General features: G+C 63.7%; 12 protein-coding genes. 2 read left to right on the top strand and 10 right to left on the bottom strand.

All coding sequences use genetic code 11. The annotated features are described in order from the left end of the window. Positions 1-4: 4 nt before the first annotated feature. From J5J83_RS02305 to purL, 10 genes are all read right to left on the bottom strand, one after another. A complete protein-coding gene (locus tag J5J83_RS02305) occupies positions 5-2,140 on the bottom strand; it encodes a TonB-dependent receptor (protein WP_212344825.1) in 2,136 nt (711 codons plus the stop codon). Beyond that, a complete protein-coding gene (locus J5J83_RS02300; RefSeq protein ID WP_249115590.1) occupies positions 2,062-2,889 on the bottom strand; it encodes a sulfite exporter TauE/SafE family protein in 828 nt (275 codons plus the stop codon). Before J5J83_RS02300 ends, J5J83_RS02305 begins: the two co-directional genes overlap by 79 nt. Next, positions 2,889-3,944: a 4Fe-4S binding protein gene (locus J5J83_RS02295; RefSeq protein ID WP_249115589.1), complete on the bottom strand. Its 1,056-nt coding sequence runs from the start codon at positions 3,942-3,944 to the stop codon at positions 2,889-2,891. The genes J5J83_RS02300 and J5J83_RS02295 overlap by 1 nt, the downstream gene beginning before the upstream one ends. Then, positions 3,937-4,818, bottom strand: coding sequence for a hypothetical protein (locus J5J83_RS02290; protein WP_212344824.1), 882 nt, complete (start codon positions 4,816-4,818; stop codon positions 3,937-3,939). Before J5J83_RS02290 ends, J5J83_RS02295 begins: the two co-directional genes overlap by 8 nt. Positions 4,819-4,831: 13 nt before the next feature. Further along, positions 4,832-6,943, bottom strand: coding sequence for a TonB-dependent receptor (locus J5J83_RS02285; protein WP_349251853.1), 2,112 nt, complete (start codon positions 6,941-6,943; stop codon positions 4,832-4,834). Between the two features lie 163 nt (positions 6,944-7,106). After that, positions 7,107-7,499 carry a DUF2946 domain-containing protein gene (locus J5J83_RS02280; protein ID WP_212344823.1) on the bottom strand — a complete coding sequence of 131 codons (393 nt, stop codon included), beginning with the start codon at positions 7,497-7,499 and terminating at the stop codon, positions 7,107-7,109. Between the two features lie 95 nt (positions 7,500-7,594). Next, complete coding sequence (locus J5J83_RS02275) at positions 7,595-8,059, bottom strand: copper chaperone PCu(A)C (RefSeq protein WP_212344822.1); 465 nt, start codon at positions 8,057-8,059, stop codon at positions 7,595-7,597. 10 nt (positions 8,060-8,069) lie between these two features. Further along, positions 8,070-8,690 (bottom strand): SCO family protein, encoded by a 621-nt coding sequence (locus J5J83_RS02270; RefSeq protein WP_212344820.1) that lies wholly within the window; start codon positions 8,688-8,690, stop codon positions 8,070-8,072. 76 nt (positions 8,691-8,766) lie between these two features. Continuing rightward, positions 8,767-9,351: a DUF2946 domain-containing protein gene (locus J5J83_RS02265; RefSeq protein WP_249115588.1), complete on the bottom strand. Its 585-nt coding sequence runs from the start codon at positions 9,349-9,351 to the stop codon at positions 8,767-8,769. A 103-nt stretch (positions 9,352-9,454) separates the two neighbouring features. Next, positions 9,455-13,390 carry a phosphoribosylformylglycinamidine synthase gene (gene purL / locus J5J83_RS02260; protein ID WP_212344817.1) on the bottom strand — a complete coding sequence of 1,312 codons (3,936 nt, stop codon included), beginning with the start codon at positions 13,388-13,390 and terminating at the stop codon, positions 9,455-9,457. 301 nt (positions 13,391-13,691) lie between these two features. Here purL and J5J83_RS02255 point away from each other — a divergent pair, with 301 nt between their 5' ends. After that, positions 13,692-14,630, top strand: coding sequence for a lysylphosphatidylglycerol synthase domain-containing protein (locus tag J5J83_RS02255; protein WP_212344815.1), 939 nt, complete (start codon positions 13,692-13,694; stop codon positions 14,628-14,630). Beyond that, the gene (locus J5J83_RS02250; protein WP_212344813.1) at positions 14,627-15,673 is read left to right on the top strand and encodes a glycosyltransferase family 2 protein; all 1,047 of its coding nucleotides are present in this window, start codon (positions 14,627-14,629) and stop codon (positions 15,671-15,673) included. The genes J5J83_RS02255 and J5J83_RS02250 overlap by 4 nt, the downstream gene beginning before the upstream one ends. Position 15,674 lies beyond the last annotated feature (1 nt).

Here is a 15,674-nt window from a genome sequence, read left to right as displayed (position 1 = left end):
TGCTTTAAAAAGCAGCATCGATACCGAGCGTGACCAGGCGGCCGGGAGCGCGATACCCGACGCCGTCATAGCGATGATCGGCGACGTTGATCACACTGAGACGCCCCTTGATCGCCGGCGTAAACTGGCGGTCGAGCATCAAGTCCCACGTGGTGTACTTGCGGTAGGTGGTGGTGTTCCTGTCGTCCGCGTACCGCTTGCCCACATGCATGGCAGACACGAGTAGCGACGTTTGCTGGGGCAGCGAAAAGCTGAGATTGACGGCCGTCTGTGTGCGCGGCACATACACCAATTGCTTGCCTTCAAGTGCAGGGTCGCGTTGACTTTCAACGATGAACGAGCGATTGCGGGTATGCGATGCGGAAATCGTGAGCAGTGGCGACACCTGATAGCGCGCTTCCAGTTCGACGCCACGGGTTACGACGCGATCGATATTCATCTTGTCGCTATTGAGTGCATCGCGCCGCACGCTGTAAACGAAATCTTCCGCTTCGTTGCGATAAAAGGTCGCCTTGACGAAGCCCTGGCGCGAATAGTAGTGATCAATCCCGATGTCGTAAGCATTCAAGCGCTCCGGAGACAGATCCGGATTGCCCCAATAGGTCGTCGCGCCGCGGCGGTTCGAGCTATACATTTCCCACAGCTCGGGAAGCTTGAACGCCTTGCCGACATTCGCGCGAACGCTGGTACCCGGCTGCAGTCGATACAGCACGCCGACCTTGGGGGAGAACTCCGTTCCCTCTCTTTCGGGGTAGACACCCTCGGGCTGACCGTCGAGCGTGTCGGTCTGCTTGCCCGAGGTACGCCAGTGGTCCACCCGCCCGGCAAGATTGAGCCCCCAATCCTCGTTCAGGCGCAGCTCATCCTGAAGGAATAAGCCCATCCGCTGTACCTCCCCGGTGATCCGCATCGCCCGCGAAGGGGTCGATGCGAAGTGGTCGTAGAGCACATCAATCTCCCCATCCATCGCATCCACCCCAAAAGTCAGCGTATGCCCGGATCCGAGTCGTACCGATGACTGGGCATTGAGCCCGAGCGTGCGATCATCGAACTCACCTTCCGATGCGATGCTCGTGTACAGGGGCGGAGCAGCGCTGTCTGCATACTGCTTTCCATCGCGGTGATAGATCAGAATCGACGAATCCGTGTTGTCGCCGAAATGCTGATAGCGCGCCGAGGTCAGCAATTGCTTCCGGCGCTGGGGCAAATAATCGGGGATGTCGTAAAAATCGGTGGAAAGGTCATCGAGAGACGACACGCTGAGCTCCATGAAATCGCTGCTGCTGATCTCATGGGTGAGTTTCGCCACCAGGTTCGTCTTCTTGGTTCCGATCGCAATGAGCTGGTCCTTGGCGGCACCGGCTGCAGACTTTTGAGCTTCAGTCCACATGTCATAGCCATCGCTGCGCAAGCGACTGCCAGACACGAAGAAGCCCGTCGCCCCGCTTCGACCGCTTACGCTGGCCGCGACACGCTGGGTCTGGTTGGTCCCGGAGTCGAACGAGACCCGCCCCTTTACCCCCTCCCCGGGCAATCTCGAGATGATATTGATCACCCCACCCATTGCGTTGCTGCCGTAAAGACTGGATGCCGCACCACGGACAACTTCGATGCGCTCGATGTCCCGCGTACTCAGTTGCGACCAGTCGACCTGACCGTCGTAGAGCACATTCATCGGCACCCCGTCGATCAGCACCAAGGTACGCCCGCTGCCTGACAAGCCCCGCATATAGGTCTGCGCGATCCGATTCGGCGCCGACACATCCATTCTCGCGGCATATACACCGGGCACGCTCTGCACCAACTGATCCGCCGTCACCGCGCCGGACTTCTCGATCGTTTCACGATCAATCACCGTGACCGCTGCGCTCAACTCCCGAACGCTCTGACTGGTACGGGTCGCGGAGACGACAAGTTCGTCCAGCAGCGGGGCGTCGAGTTCAGTTCGCTGGGCGATCGCAGACGTCGATCCCGAAGCAAGCGCGACAACGATGAGTCTCAACAAGAACTTGAAGCGGATACAAGGAACACTTGAATTCATTAAATCTCTCACGCAGAAAGTCAGAGGAGGAGCAGGCGTTTGATGCCAAGCGCGACCAGCACCATTCCTGCGCCACCGCCCAGCCAGTGCGAAAGCCACAAGCGGCCTTCGAGCAAACGGCTGCCGAGGAGCCCGAAAAGGGGCAAGAAGAGCAGTAAGGGGGTCACCGCCGCTCCCATGCCAAATGCAAGACCATGACCAAAGCCGGCCAGCGCATTCCCCGAGAGCGCGCACACAGTCAGCAGCCAGCCCAACGGCGCGCAGGGTGTCAGACTGAGGGAAACGCCGAGAAAGAACGGCGGCAGGGCAACACCCCTGCGCGCCGCCGAGCAACCGGATGCGCCGCGCTCGGTGGGCGGCACCGGACGCGACACCGGGTCGCGGACAAAGCGCAGTGGCTGGACGACAGGCGCATCGGAGCGCCCCCCTGCGACACCACATGCATCGCGCTGGCGGGCACCCGGCGAGATAGTCGAATAAATCCCTGGCACTGCCCTCAAGGCCGGGAGCAAAAGCCAGAGCCCGGCCACGCAACTTGCGAGCCCGATCGATGCGTTGCCGATGCCACTGGCGAGCCAGCGTGACAGGACTGCTCCCAGAGAGCCCGCCAGCATTCCGAGCACGCTATACGCCAGAACACGTCCCCCAAGGAAGAGCCAGGTATCGACCATCGCCGCACCCTGCCCCTTGCCCCGCCCAAGCACCCAGGCACCCATGAACGGCAAACAGGTCACCGTGCACGCGGTCAGCCCCATCGACAGTCCGAGCATGAACGAACCAAGCAGCCCGAGCTCGCCCTGGGGCCCACCCAGCATCGTGAGCGGAAAGTCGGCCACCGGCGGCGTCATCAAGCCCCTCCCTGCGGCGATTTCCGCACAATGCGGACTGGTTTCACCGTACCGTCTGGCATCTCGCCGGTCATGCGCTTCTTGTAATAGTCGCGTGAAGAGCGAAACAGCGCGAAAGGCCCCAGCTTGACCTGGATCACATCGTCATCCGGGCAAAACTCGGCACAGCGCCCACACAATGTGCAATCGTCGTGGTAGGCCTTGCGACCGTGCTCGGTGTGGATCTCGGTGATGTCCATCGGACAGGCTTTGGTGCAAATTCCGCACTTCTCGCACTTGTCATGCTGACGTTTGACCAGGCGCGCCAGCGACGCATGACGAAAGACCGCATTCAGGGCAAGCATTGGACAGATGCGACAGAAGGGTTGGCGAATCGCAAGCGCACCCACCGCGATGAAGCCGAAAAGAGTGTTGCCAAGCGCACCGATGGCAAACGCCAGCGGACTCTGCGTCTTGAGCGCGATCTCTTCGGTATTGCCGGTCAGCAAGGTCGTTGCGAGGCGTGACGGACACACGTCGCAATAGGGATTGCCAAACTCGTGCGCTGTCACCCCCATCCCGGTCAGCAATGGCAACAACAGGACAAGCCCGAGCAGCATCAACCACTTCACCGGGCGCACCCGGCCCAGTTTGTCCGCGGCCACAGCATGCAGCGGCAAGCCAAAGCGGCGACCGACACGCTGAACGAGTTCCTGCAGCGTTCCCAAGGGACAGACCCATCCGCAGAATGCCTTGCCAAGAACGAAAAAGAACGCAAGAAAGGTGAGCATGGTCATTGCCAATGGCAGCAGCACTTTCAACGTGACCTCTTGAGCCTTTACCAGCGCCGTGCCCACCCGGTGGTGCACCTGGTGCTGCAGGGGCACCAGCACACAGTAACCGCCGTTTTGCGTGTCATATGCACATGACAGCGCAGGCAGTGCGTCGGAGATCTTCTCCGCCGAGTAATGCCCCACCACACTGGCGCCCCACACCGTGACGAACAGCATCACGATCTGAACCCAGAGACGTACGCGGGACATCGTGGGAAACAGGGACTTCATTGCCTCAGCCATTTTCATTCTCCTTACGTCGCAGCAGCGGCACAGCAGCGACCATGCCAAGCAGACCGAAGGCGGCGCCCCAGGCAATGCTGCGGCTACGCTGGGATTCAGGCGCATAGGTGTAGTTGAATGCGGTCAGATAGGTCCGCCCCTCTTCAACGTGAGAGGTCGAGAGAACGAAGCCCGCACGCTCCCGACCATGCGCGACGGCTTTCCCGGGAGCGGCTTTCGGTACGCCGAAGTCACGCGGGAGCACCACCGTAGCAATGCCCTGGTCATCGGTGTATGCAGTTGAATGGCTGCCGTACTCGGTATCGAGCCTCAGCGCGTGGGCTGCGAGCGGTGCGCCCTTCCAGCGCACCAGGAACGCCCACTTCTCGCTCTCCCGGTACTGCGAGTGCTCGCGCGGCAATGGATGGGGAACGATCTCCAACTCGCTACGCAAACGTGTCAGGAGCGCGGTCGGTGCATCGCCGGGATTGCTGAAATACTGCACAGTGGATGCCACGCGAACAGCACCATCCTGTTCTTCGCGCGCCTGCGCCCAATGATAGTTGCCCATCATCGGCGCAGCCGGTTGGATACGAACCTGGCCATTCTCTACCGGATAATCCACCTCGAGCCGATCAGGCGCGCCGCCGGGGGCGAACACGGTCACATGATCGGCATTGAATCCGGACAGGCGAAAAGCGACTTCTCCCCGATCTCCGCCCGCGAGCAGCAACATCGGATGATCGCTCCACGCCGCAGCGACCCCGTGATCGCCGTGCGGCGACGAAGGCCCGTTGGTTTCGGCCACTGCGCCTGAAACATCATGGGCGCCCTGGTGAGCCTGAGCCGCCCCCGCCAGCAGGGCACACAGCAACGCGCAATGAATCCTCGGCATCGAGCGGGTCTCCTTAGCGGAACGCATAGCGATAGGTCAGCATCAGCTGACGTGGTGACGCCGCCGTATAGGTCACCTTGCCGCTGGTGTCCTTTTTCACTTCGAAGGCGTAATGCTTGTCGAACAGGTTGTCGATATTGAGCATCACCGAGTGCTGGTCGCGCTCGTAGCCGACCGAGAGGTTGGTGACCCAGTCCCAGCCGCGGTACTTCTCGGTGTTGGCGTTGTCCAGCCAGTACTCGCCCCAGTTCAGCCCGGCCAGGCGCGCCCGCCATCCATCGGCGGACTTCCAGCCCACGAACACGCCGTATTGATGGCGCGGCACAAATGGCAAGGCATTGCCGGCACGGTCCTGATTGACCACGCTGGCGCCGACGCGAACCGGTTCGCTGAAGCTGTCGTAGGTGAAGTCGGACCAGGCATAGTGGCCACCGATGTCAAAGCCATTTCCGACGTTGACACTGCCGGAGAGCTCCAGCCCCTTCTTGTCGGTCTTGCCCGCATTGGCGTACTCGGTGGTGCCACCGGTGTTGATCTGGACGATTTCGTCCTCGACCTTGGTCGAATACACACTGGCATCGAACTGCCAGTCACGGCTGCGCCCCTTGACGCCGAACTCCACATTGCGCGACACCGGCGCATCCAGCGCCGGATTGCTGGAAATCTCGCCCGAGGACGGAATCTGGCCGGCCTGCGCCACCATGCCGAAGAGATTGATCTCCTGGCTCAGCTTGTAGCTCACCGCAAGCTTGGGCGCGGGCAGCCGGAAGGTCTTCTCGGTGCGAGTCAGCCCGTCACCGGCCACATACTTGCCGCTCGCGTAGTCGTATCGGGTGATCTCGTTGGTTTCGTCCTCCATCCGGATCACGTCATAGCGCAAGCCGGCGTCGATAATCCAGCGCGGTGCCGGTCGCCATGACTCCTGCACGTACACCGCATTGAGCATGCTCGAACTCGTACTGGTGGACGCCAGCGCCCCCTTGGCATCCGACAGCGTGGAGAGGATCCGCCCAGCAGGCGTGGTGAGAACGTCGCGGTATTGATACTTGGCCGAATCGGGAACTTCCTCGCTCCGCGCTGTGACCCCGGCGACCAGCGTACCGTCGGTGTGACGCCAATTCAGTTCGAGGTCGGCCCCCAGGTTATAGACCCAGTCGCGTGTTTCATTGATCGCACCGGTCACCGGGTGGTAGTGATACCAGGTGTTGTAATAGAAGCGCGGCTTGAAGGTGAAATCGCCGCGCTCCATCTCCAGACGGGAGTTGAAGAACCACACCTTGGAATAGCGCCCGGAATTCTTCCACGCCTCCGACGTGTCCTTTTGCTCGCCGGTGCGCTCGAAGCGCTTGAACAAGGCCTCGTCCATGGCGCCTGGCAGTTGCATGTTGGCTTCGGCGTAGGACAGTTCGCTCTCGAGCACATCGTGCTCGGTCAGCATCCAGCCGTGCTTGAGCGAGGTCTGGGTGGTGTCGAAGGTATTCCAGCTGCGCCAATCGTTGTCCATCTTGCGGTGCGTGGCCGTCACCGCCAGCGCGTGACGTTCGCCGACGACACCGTAGCGCAGGTGGTAATTCTCCGTACCGTCCGAGCCGAATCCGATCTTGGCCGAATTAGCCGAAGTATCGAATACGGACTTCGAGAACACCTGGATCGCGCCACCGGCGCTGCCGGCGGCGAACAGATTGCCCGGCCCCTTGGCGACCTCAATCCTCTCGATGTCCTGCGTGTCCACGAAGTCCAGCCGGGTGAAGCTGTCGGGGTCGGACAGCGGCACGCCGTCGCGCAGGACCATGATCTCGCGGATACCGTAAGCCGCCTTCAGACCCGCACCGCGGATGATCAGCCGTGCGTCGAACCCACCGTTCTTGCTGTCAACTAGGACGCCGGGAATCTCCTGCAGCGCCTCCTTCATGTTGAACATCTTCTTTTCGGCCAGCGCCTCCTTGCCGATCACGGCAATCGCCTGCGGCACCTCGGCCGTGGCGCGCGCCTCACGCGTGGCGGTGACGCTGATTTCGTCGAGCGTCTTCGTGTCGGCATAACCGCTCTCCGATGCAGCAGCCGGAAAGGCCATGGCAAGCGCCAGACCGATGATGCTCATTTTCGAGGTGCAATAACTATTCACGTGCCTGTTTCCTGTTTCGCGGTAGACGTGTCATCACGCATGCGGACGATGGCAGCGGCCGCCCTCACCCACGCGGCAGGCGTATCGAAACGCGGCTGCTCGGATAAGCTGGACATGCCCTTGCCTTCACATGACGCGTGACGGAAGGATCAATCGGGAGAAATCAGGAGCGATTCGGAGGGCCGCGGGAGAAAGCCGTCAGCCAGGCCGTCCGCCGCGCCGACAGTGGCGGCGGAGGTGGGAAATCGGTGCGCGGGTCCACCACGACGGCGACGACCGAAAGAGGCGGCTCGGGCGCCAGCGCGGCATGGACCGCGTGGGGAAGGCAGAATGGGCAGGCAACGCGTTGTCCGTCCTGCTGCCGCGGCACAGCCGCCCCTTCGTCGGCGCCAAGGTCGACAAGGACCACGCCCCCAGCGGTACAGATCTCCGTCCACTGCGACGCATCGTTCGCGCGCATCAGTGCCTGCCCGATGACGGGCATCAGTGCGCTCATCAGAATCGCGAAGATTGCGATTCGAGCGAACAGGAGCTGATGACGGATGGTTCGATTCATGAAGCGTGACGGATAGGCGATCTTGCTATCGACGTCGACTGACCAGGCCCGTGCGTACCAAAACAGGCGCAAGGTACTTGGTCAGTCGGGCGCCATCAGTGCATCTTGTGCATCTGCATGCCGCCGGCCGCATTGTTCAATGGCCGCACTGGCGCATTGAGCTCGACATTTTCGCGCTTGCCGTCCTTGCCCTCGACAACCATGGTCAGCGGCACCGTGTCGCCCACCTTCACCTGGGCGTTAAGGTCGATCAGCATCACGTGATAACCGCCGGGCTTGAGCTCGACCGTCTTGCCCGCAGGCAGGTCCACGCCCTTTACCGCGCGCATCTTCATGATGTCGCCTTCCATGACCATCTCATGGATCTCGACGACCTTGGCTGCGGGCGACTTCGCCTCGACCAGTTTTCCATCGACCGGCGAGGTGATCTGCATGAACGCGCCTGTGGATTTCTGCTGCGGCACGGTGGCACGCACCCACGGCTCGCTGACCGTGACTTGGGCAAAGGCAGCGGACGAAATCAAGGCAGCACACAGCGAGGCAACGAGTCTTACTTTCATGGTGAACTCCTTAGGGAAGGGGTGAAGCGCTTTGAAGAAGGGTACGAACGTCAGCCGCGACCGATTCGGCCGGGCTCTGGTAGGCCACCGCAAGGCGCAAGCTGCCCTGCGGATCGAAGACATAGCTGGTGGCGGTGTGATCCATGGAGTACGACGCTCCGGTCGGCACCTTGCGATAGAAAACACGGAACGCGTCGGCCACCTTGCGCGTGTCTTCGAGGCTGGCATGAAGGCCGAGGAAAGCAGGATCGAAGGCTGCGGTATACGCCTTGAGCACTTCGGGCCGGTCACGCTCGGGATCGACGCTGACGAAGATCACCTGCAGGCGCTCGGCATCGACGCCGAGCAGACGGCGTACCTCGACGGCACGCGACAGGGCCGTCGGGCAGATATCCGGGCACTGGGTGAAGCCGAAGAACATCATCACCACCTTGCCGCGAAAATCGGCGAGGGTGCGCGTGTTGCCCTCGGGGTCGAGCAGGCTGAAATCATGGCCGAAGTTCGCACCGGTGATGTCGGTGTTGTTGAACCTCAGTTCATCGTCGTTGCAGGCACCCAGTGAGAGTGCGGCGAACAGGACAAGCAGCGCGCGAAGCACGAGGCTGCGCAAACGCAGTACGGCAAAAGGCATGGAAGTGCCCCCTGAATCGGTTTTGGCGGAACGGCAACCGGCACACGAAACACCGGCTGCGCGCAGTCAGCAGCGATCAGGAAGCAGAAGGGGGCGCCCGCGGGCTGGAAGCGGACCAGGCAAAAAGCGGCCGCGGCGCAGAAAGGAACAGCAACGGCTCGAGCGCAGGCACGCCCGCTGCCGCCACATCAAGAAGTGGCGCGGGCGGCAAGCCCACCGAGCCGGCGTGGGGGCAGCAATAGGCACATGACGCCGTCGACTTCGCAGGCTCGCCGTCCTGTTGCTGCACATCCTTGGCGTCGACCGCCACCCAGGTCATGCCGGACGCCGAGCACACCTCCACCCAACGCAGGTTGCCGTCGCCGAGAACCGTCATCGCCTGACTCACCGCAGGGGCGAGCGCACCCAGCAGCATCGCGAAGATCGCAAGCCAGGCTGTCAGGCGGAAAGGGCGTTTACGACGCAGCATCAGCAGATTGAGACAGGACACGTCCGGTAACAGAACAGCGCGATTATAGCCGCATATGCCGTCTCGTCCTTGATCAGGATCATCTGTCGCAATCGAAGGTCGGCGCAGGCGCTGTCCGCGGGCAACGGCCGGTGCCGCAGCAGCGCCGATGGAAAGCGGACAACGCAAAGGTGAAAGCACCACCTCTGCCATTCAAACCAAGCGTGCCGTACGAACGGGTGCCGGTTTCCCGGACACCCCGCTGTTGCGCCCCAATCATGCCGGGCGTTGAATCAACCCATGCTTGCCCTGCCGATCAACCCAGCCATTTCCGCGCGTTGCGGAACATGCGCAGCCAGGGTGAGGCGTCCGGGCTTTGCTCGATCATCCACTGCGGTGCCCACGACATCTGCAGCGTGCGGGCAGTACGCTCGGGGTGCGGCATCATGATGGTGAAGCGGCCATCCGCGGTGGTGAAACCGGTCGCGCCCTGTGCCGAGCCATTGGGATTGAACGGATAGGTTTCGGTGGGCTGGCCGTGGTTATCCACGTAGCGCAGCGCCATCAACGCCGCGGCACGGTCCATCTCGGAAACGAACACCGCCCTGCCCTCGCCATGACTGACCACGATCGGCATGCGGCTGCCAGCCATACCGGCAAGCAGGATGGACGGGCTGTCGACGACTTCGGCCATCACGAAGCGGGCCTCGAACTGCTCGCTGCGGTTGCGATGGAAGGTCGGCCAGGCTTCGGCACCAGGGATGATCGGGGCAAGGTGGGCCATCATCTGGCAACCGTTGCATACGCCCAGCGCGAAACTGTCACTGCGGCGGAAGAAGGCCTCGAATTCGGCGCGCAGCTTGGGGTTGAACAGGATGGACTTGGCCCAGCCCTGACCGGCGCCGAGCACATCGCCATAGGAGAAGCCGCCGCACGCAGCCAGACCGTGGAAGTCGACCAGTTGCTTGCGGCCGGACTGCAGGTCGGACATGTGCACATCGACCGGCTCGAAGCCGGCACGCTCGAACGCCGCCGCCATCTCGAACTGCGAGTTCACCCCTTGCTCGCGCAGCACGGCGACCTTGGGGCGCACGCCGGTGGCGATGAAAGGCGCGGCGACATCCTCGGTGACGTCGAAGGACAGTGAGACGGACAGGCCGGGGTCGGTCGCGTCGGCCAGACCGTCGAATTCCTGCTGCACGCAGTCGGCGTCGTCGCGCAGGCGTGCGATCTGGTAGCTGGTTTCCGACCACGCCTGCATCAACTCGCCACGGGGCGCGGCCAGCACGCGCTTGGCACTGCGCCAGAAACGGATTTCGTCCTTGTCGTTGGGCTCGCCGATGAAGTGATAGCTCAGGCGGGCTTCACGCAGGATCTCGGTGATCTTCGCGCGCTCGTCGCGTCGGATCTGGATGACCGCGCCGAGTTCCTCGGCAAACAGGCCGGCCACCAGCTTGTCGTCGAAACGGCCCTTGAGGCTGTCGGGTTTCTTCTCCAGGCCATCGACGTCGTTCATGTAAGGGTCGTAGCACACCGTGTCGAGCACCAGCGACAGGCCGCACTTGCTGGCGAAGGCCATCTCGCACACGGCGGCGAACAGGCCGCCGTCGGAACGGTCGTGATAGGCCAGGATCAGGCCTTCACGGCGCAGACGCTGGATCGCCGCAAAGAACGCGGCAAGCTGCTCGGGGTCGACATCGGGCGCATGCTCACCCACCGAATTGAACACCTGCGCCAGCACCGAGCCGCCGAGGCGATTCTGGCCATTGCCCAGGTCGATCAGCATCAGCTCGGTGTCGACGCCTTCGTGCAGCTGCAGTTGCGGTGTCAGCGTACGACGGATGTCGTTCACCGGTGCGAAGGCGGTGGCGATCAGCGACAGCGGCGACACCACCTGCTTGTCCTCGCCGTTGTCGGCCCACGCGGTGCGCATCGACAGCGAGTCCTTGCCCACCGGAATCGAGAGGCCGGCCTTGATACAGAAGTCCGATACGGCCTTCACCGTGTCGAACAGCTTGGCATCCTCGCCGCGATGGCCGGCGGCCGCCATCCAGTTGGCCGACAGCTTGACGTCGCCCAGGTCGGCAATTTCGGCCGCAGCGATATTGGTGATGGCCTCGGCCACCGCCATGCGGCCCGAGGCCGGCGCGTCTACGCAGGCCAGCGTGGTGCGCTCGCCCATGGCGAAGGCTTCGCCACGATAGCCCTGGAAGCTCATCGCGGTGACCGCGACGTCTGCCACCGGCACCTGCCACGGCCCGACCATCTGGTCACGCGCGGTCAGGCCGCCCACCGAGCGGTCGCCGATGGTGATCAGAAAGCGCTTGCTCGCCACCGTCGGGTTGCGCAGCACGCGCAGACCCGCGTCCATCAGATCCATGCCGGTCACGTCGAAGGGCGGCAGATGGACGGCGCGGCGCGACACGTTGCGCGTCATCTTCGGCGGCTTGCCGAGCAGGACCTGCATCTCCATGTCGACCGGCTTGTTGCCGAAATGGCGGTCGCTCACGGTGAGATGGCCATCTGCGGTGGCCGTGCCGAGCACGGCGAAGGGGCAGCGCTCGCGCTCGCAGAAGGCGCGGAACTGATCGAGGCTTTCCGGCGCGATCGCGAGCACGTAGCGCTCCTGCGATTCGTTCGACCAGATCTCGCGCGGGCTCATGCCCGGCTCTTCGATATGGACTTCGCGCAGCTCGAAATGGGCGCCGAGGCTGGCGTGGTCGGCCAGCTCAGGCATCGCGTTCGACAGGCCGCCGGCACCGACGTCGTGAATGGCGATGATCGGATTGGCCTCGCCCTGCTGCCAGCAGGCGTCGATCACCTCCTGACAGCGGCGCTGGATTTCGGGGTTGCCGCGCTGCACCGAGGCGAAGTCGAGATCCGCCGCATTGGTGCCGGTCGCCATCGACGAGGCGGCGCCGCCGCCCAGACCGATGAGCATGCCCGGTCCGCCCAGCTGGATCAGCAGCGTGCCCTGCGGGAAGGTCGGCTTCTGCGCCTGCTGTGCCTGGATGCTGCCCAGGCCGCCGGCGATCATGATCGGCTTGTGGAAGCCGCGCACTTCGCCCTGCACCTCCTGTTCGAAGGCGCGGAAATAGCCGGTCAGGTTGGGACGGCCGAATTCATTGTTGAAGGCTGCGGCACCGATCGGCCCTTCGATCATGATGTCGAGCGCGGAGGCGATCCGCTCGGGCTTGCCGTAAGGCTTTTCCCACGGCTGCGTGTAGCCGGGGATGTTCAGGTTCGAGACCGAGAAGCCGGCCAGCCCCGCCTTGGGTCGCGAACCGCGACCGGTCGCACCTTCGTCGCGGATCTCGCCGCCGGCGCCGGTGGCAGCGCCCGGGAAGGGCGAAATCGCGGTCGGGTGGTTGTGGGTCTCGACCTTGGCGAGGATGTGGGTTTCCTCGCTGTGATAGGTGAAGCGGCCATTCGCATCCGGGTAAAGGCGCTCGATGGTCGCGCCCTCGATCACCGAGGCGTTGTCCGAATAGGCCACCACCGTGCCTTGCGGATGCGCCTTGTGCGTGTCCTTGATCATGCCGAACAGGGTCTTTTCCATCGGCCGCGCATCGATCACCCAGTCGGCGTTGAAGATCTTGTGGCGGCAGTGTTCGGAGTTCGCCTGGGCGAACATCATCAGTTCGACATCGGTCGGATTGCGTTCGATGCGGGCGAAGTTCTCGACCAGGTAATCGACTTCGTCGTCCGACAGCGCCAGGCCCAGCGCAGCATTTGCCTCGACCAGCGCGGCACGGCCGCCACCGAGGATGTCCACCGAGGTCAGCGGCTGCGGCGCATAGTGGTGAAACAGCGCGTCGGCCTCGTCCATCTTCGCCAGCACCGATTCGGTCATGCGGTCGTGCAGCTTCGCCAGCACCTCGGCACGGAAATCGACGCCCTTGCCCGCCAGCGTATAGACGGTTCCGCGCTCGATGCGCACGACCTTGTCGAATCCGCACTGGTGCGCGATGTCGGTGGCCTTCGACGACCACGGCGAAATCGTGCCCAGTCGGGGCACGACCAGCATCATGGTGCCGGCCGGCGCCGTCGGCGTTTCCGGGGTGGCACCGAGCAGATCGGTCAGGCGGACGGTCTCGTCGGCATCCAGTGCGGCGTTCAGTTCAACGAAATACCAGTGCTCGGCGACCAGTCCCTGCAGTTTCGGCAGGACCTCGGCCACGCTGCGGGAAAGGCGATCCAGGCGGGACCGGGAGAGCGCGGCTGCGCCACGGAGCTTGAGGATTTGGGTCATGTCTGTCGAAACGCGGAAAAGAGGGACACCGGACTACGGCAATCGGAAGCGCGGAATTATACCCGAGCCGCCCACTCGACCGTCGCGCATGAAGCGCTCAAAACGCAGCGACACCGATGCAAGGGCGGGGGATCGGCTAAAATGCCGCTTTGCCATTGCCCCTGAACCTGATGACCGTTGCCGTTGTGCGCCTCGCAGACGATCCAGCTCATGCACGGACGCGCGCCATCCGCCCCGCAATCGCCTGCGCGCGCCGTCGTGCGGCGCCGGTGTGCGTCACCCTGTGCACGTGGTACCGCACATGAAGCGGGCCCTCGCCATCCTCCTGAGCCTTGGCCTGCTCGGCTGGTTTCTCGCCGACGCGCGGTGGCACACGCTTGGCGCCGCATTGGCACGCCTGACGCCAAGCATCGTCCTGGTTGCAGTGGCAGGTTTCGCCGCAAGCTACCTGCTGCGGGCGCTGCGGGTCTTCGATGAGTTTCGCGCCGACGCGCGCGGCCGCTTCGGTGCCTGCCTGCGCATCGTGCTGATGCACAACGCGATGGTCAACATCGTTCCTTTTCGAGGTGGCGAGGCGGCCTTTCCCGTGCTGCTGCAGCGCACTTTCGGCACCCCGCTGCCGCGTGCGGTGGCATCCCTGTTCTGGTTCCGGCTGCAGGATGCGCTGGTCGTAGGTACCGTTGCCGTCGGCGTGTGGCCCGGCTTGCCCGTCCCGCTCCGCGCGGCGGGGCTGTTGGGCCTCGCCGTTTTCGCCTGGGGTCTCCCGCGCTGGGCGCGCACGCCGCACGACTGGGCAGCGCGCGGCAAACTCGCCGGCAAGCTCGCGAAGCTGCGCGACGCCTTCGGCGAATCGACCCGGCATGCGCGCTTCGGCTGGCTATGGACGGTTTCCAATTGGTCGGTGAAGCTTGCCGCGCAAGCCTGGCTGCTGGCCGCACTGCTCTCCACCGGCATGCCTCAGGGCGCTGCCGGCGCCCTCGGTGCCGAACTCGCCGCCATCCTGCCGATTCAGGGCGTGGCCGGCTTCGGCACCTACGAGGCCGGTGCCGCAGCCGCCTTGCTGCCCGCCGGCATTGCCTTCGGCGACGGTCTGCAGGCCGCGCTCGCGCTTCATCTTTTTGTCATTGCCTGCGCGCTTGGCGCAGGGGCGATCGCATGGCTGTTTCCCAATGCCGGCCCAAGCCCCGCCGCCAACGCGGCACACCCCCGATCATCTTCCGAGAGTGCATCCCGTTCATGAACAAATCTCCCCTCCCCCACGCCGAACCGCAAATCCCCGAGGGGCTGCCCGAGCATACGCTGTCGGTCGTGGTACCGATGTATAACGAAGCGGAAAACGTGGAGCCGCTGCTCGACCGCATTCACCTCGCCCTCGGCCCCTATCCGTGGCCGTGGGAAGTCGTCCTCGTCGACGATGGCAGCTCGGACGCGACGCCGGCAGAACTCGCCCGCTGCGCCAGACAGTTCGGTCCGCATGTTCGGGTGGTAGAACTGATGCGCAACTTCAAGCAGACCGCGGCCATGCAGGCCGGTCTCGACGCTGCACGCGGCAGTGTCATCGTGACCATGGACGGCGACCTGCAGAACGATCCGATCGACATCCCGCGCATGGTCCATCGCCTGCTGGTGGAGGACCTCGACCTCGTCGCCGGCTGGCGCAAGAACCGCCAGGACGGCCTGTTGCTGCGCAAGATCCCGTCGCGCATCGCCAACCGGCTGATCGCGCGCATGACCGGGGTTCATCTGCGCGACTATGGCTGCAGCCTCAAGGTCTTCCGTGGCTCGGCGATCAAGAGCGTGCGCCTGTATGGCGAGATGCATCGCTTCATCCCCGCGTGGCTGGCCACGGTCACGACGCCGCGGCGCATCGCGCAGGAGGTGGTCACCCACCACGCACGCATGTTCGGACAGTCCAAGTACGGCATTTCGCGCACCTTCCGGGTTGTGCTCGATCTCGTGTTCGTTTACTTCTTCATGCGTTTCCGTACCCGGCCCGGGCACTTCTTCGGCGGCATCGGCATCGCCCTCGGTGCGCTCGGCAGCCTGATTCTTGCCTACCTGGTCGGCGTGAAACTCTTCCTCGGCGACTCAATCGGCACCCGCCCGCTGCTTTTCGGCGGCTTCTTCCTGGTCATTGCCGGCGTGCAGATGGTCACCTCCGGCGTGCTGGCGGAATTGCTGGCACGGGTCTACTACGAATCCGGCACTTCCCGGCCCTACATCGTCCGCCCGGCGACCGAACTTGCGGCCGATGAGGGCTGGCGCCAGCCCGCCGGGGCGTGAG

The sequence above is a fragment of the Azoarcus sp. L1K30 genome (assembly GCF_018122735.1).
Lineage (GTDB): Bacteria > Pseudomonadota > Gammaproteobacteria > Burkholderiales > Rhodocyclaceae > Parazoarcus.
The sequence above is the reverse complement of the archived record's forward strand: the minus strand, read 5'-3'. Positions and strand labels throughout refer to the sequence as shown.

Bases quoted from the DNA above. Each gene is read 5' to 3' on its own strand.
- J5J83_RS02300 (WP_249115590.1), bottom strand. From the start codon at position 2,889: ATGACGCCGCCGGTGGCCGACTTTCCGCTCACGATGCTGGGTGGGCCC.
- J5J83_RS02295 (WP_249115589.1), bottom strand. From the start codon at position 3,944: ATGGCTGAGGCAATGAAGTCCCTGTTTCCCACGATGTCCCGCGTACGT.
- J5J83_RS02290 (WP_212344824.1), bottom strand. From the start codon at position 4,818: ATGCCGAGGATTCATTGCGCGTTGCTGTGTGCCCTGCTGGCGGGGGCG.
- J5J83_RS02280 (WP_212344823.1), bottom strand. From the start codon at position 7,499: ATGAATCGAACCATCCGTCATCAGCTCCTGTTCGCTCGAATCGCAATC.
- J5J83_RS02275 (WP_212344822.1), bottom strand. From the start codon at position 8,059: ATGAAAGTAAGACTCGTTGCCTCGCTGTGTGCTGCCTTGATTTCGTCC.
- J5J83_RS02270 (WP_212344820.1), bottom strand. From the start codon at position 8,690: ATGCCTTTTGCCGTACTGCGTTTGCGCAGCCTCGTGCTTCGCGCGCTG.
- J5J83_RS02265 (WP_249115588.1), bottom strand. From the start codon at position 9,351: ATGGCAGAGGTGGTGCTTTCACCTTTGCGTTGTCCGCTTTCCATCGGC.
- purL (WP_212344817.1), bottom strand. From the start codon at position 13,390: ATGACCCAAATCCTCAAGCTCCGTGGCGCAGCCGCGCTCTCCCGGTCC.
- J5J83_RS02255 (WP_212344815.1), top strand. From the start codon at position 13,692: ATGAAGCGGGCCCTCGCCATCCTCCTGAGCCTTGGCCTGCTCGGCTGG.
- J5J83_RS02250 (WP_212344813.1), top strand. From the start codon at position 14,627: ATGAACAAATCTCCCCTCCCCCACGCCGAACCGCAAATCCCCGAGGGG.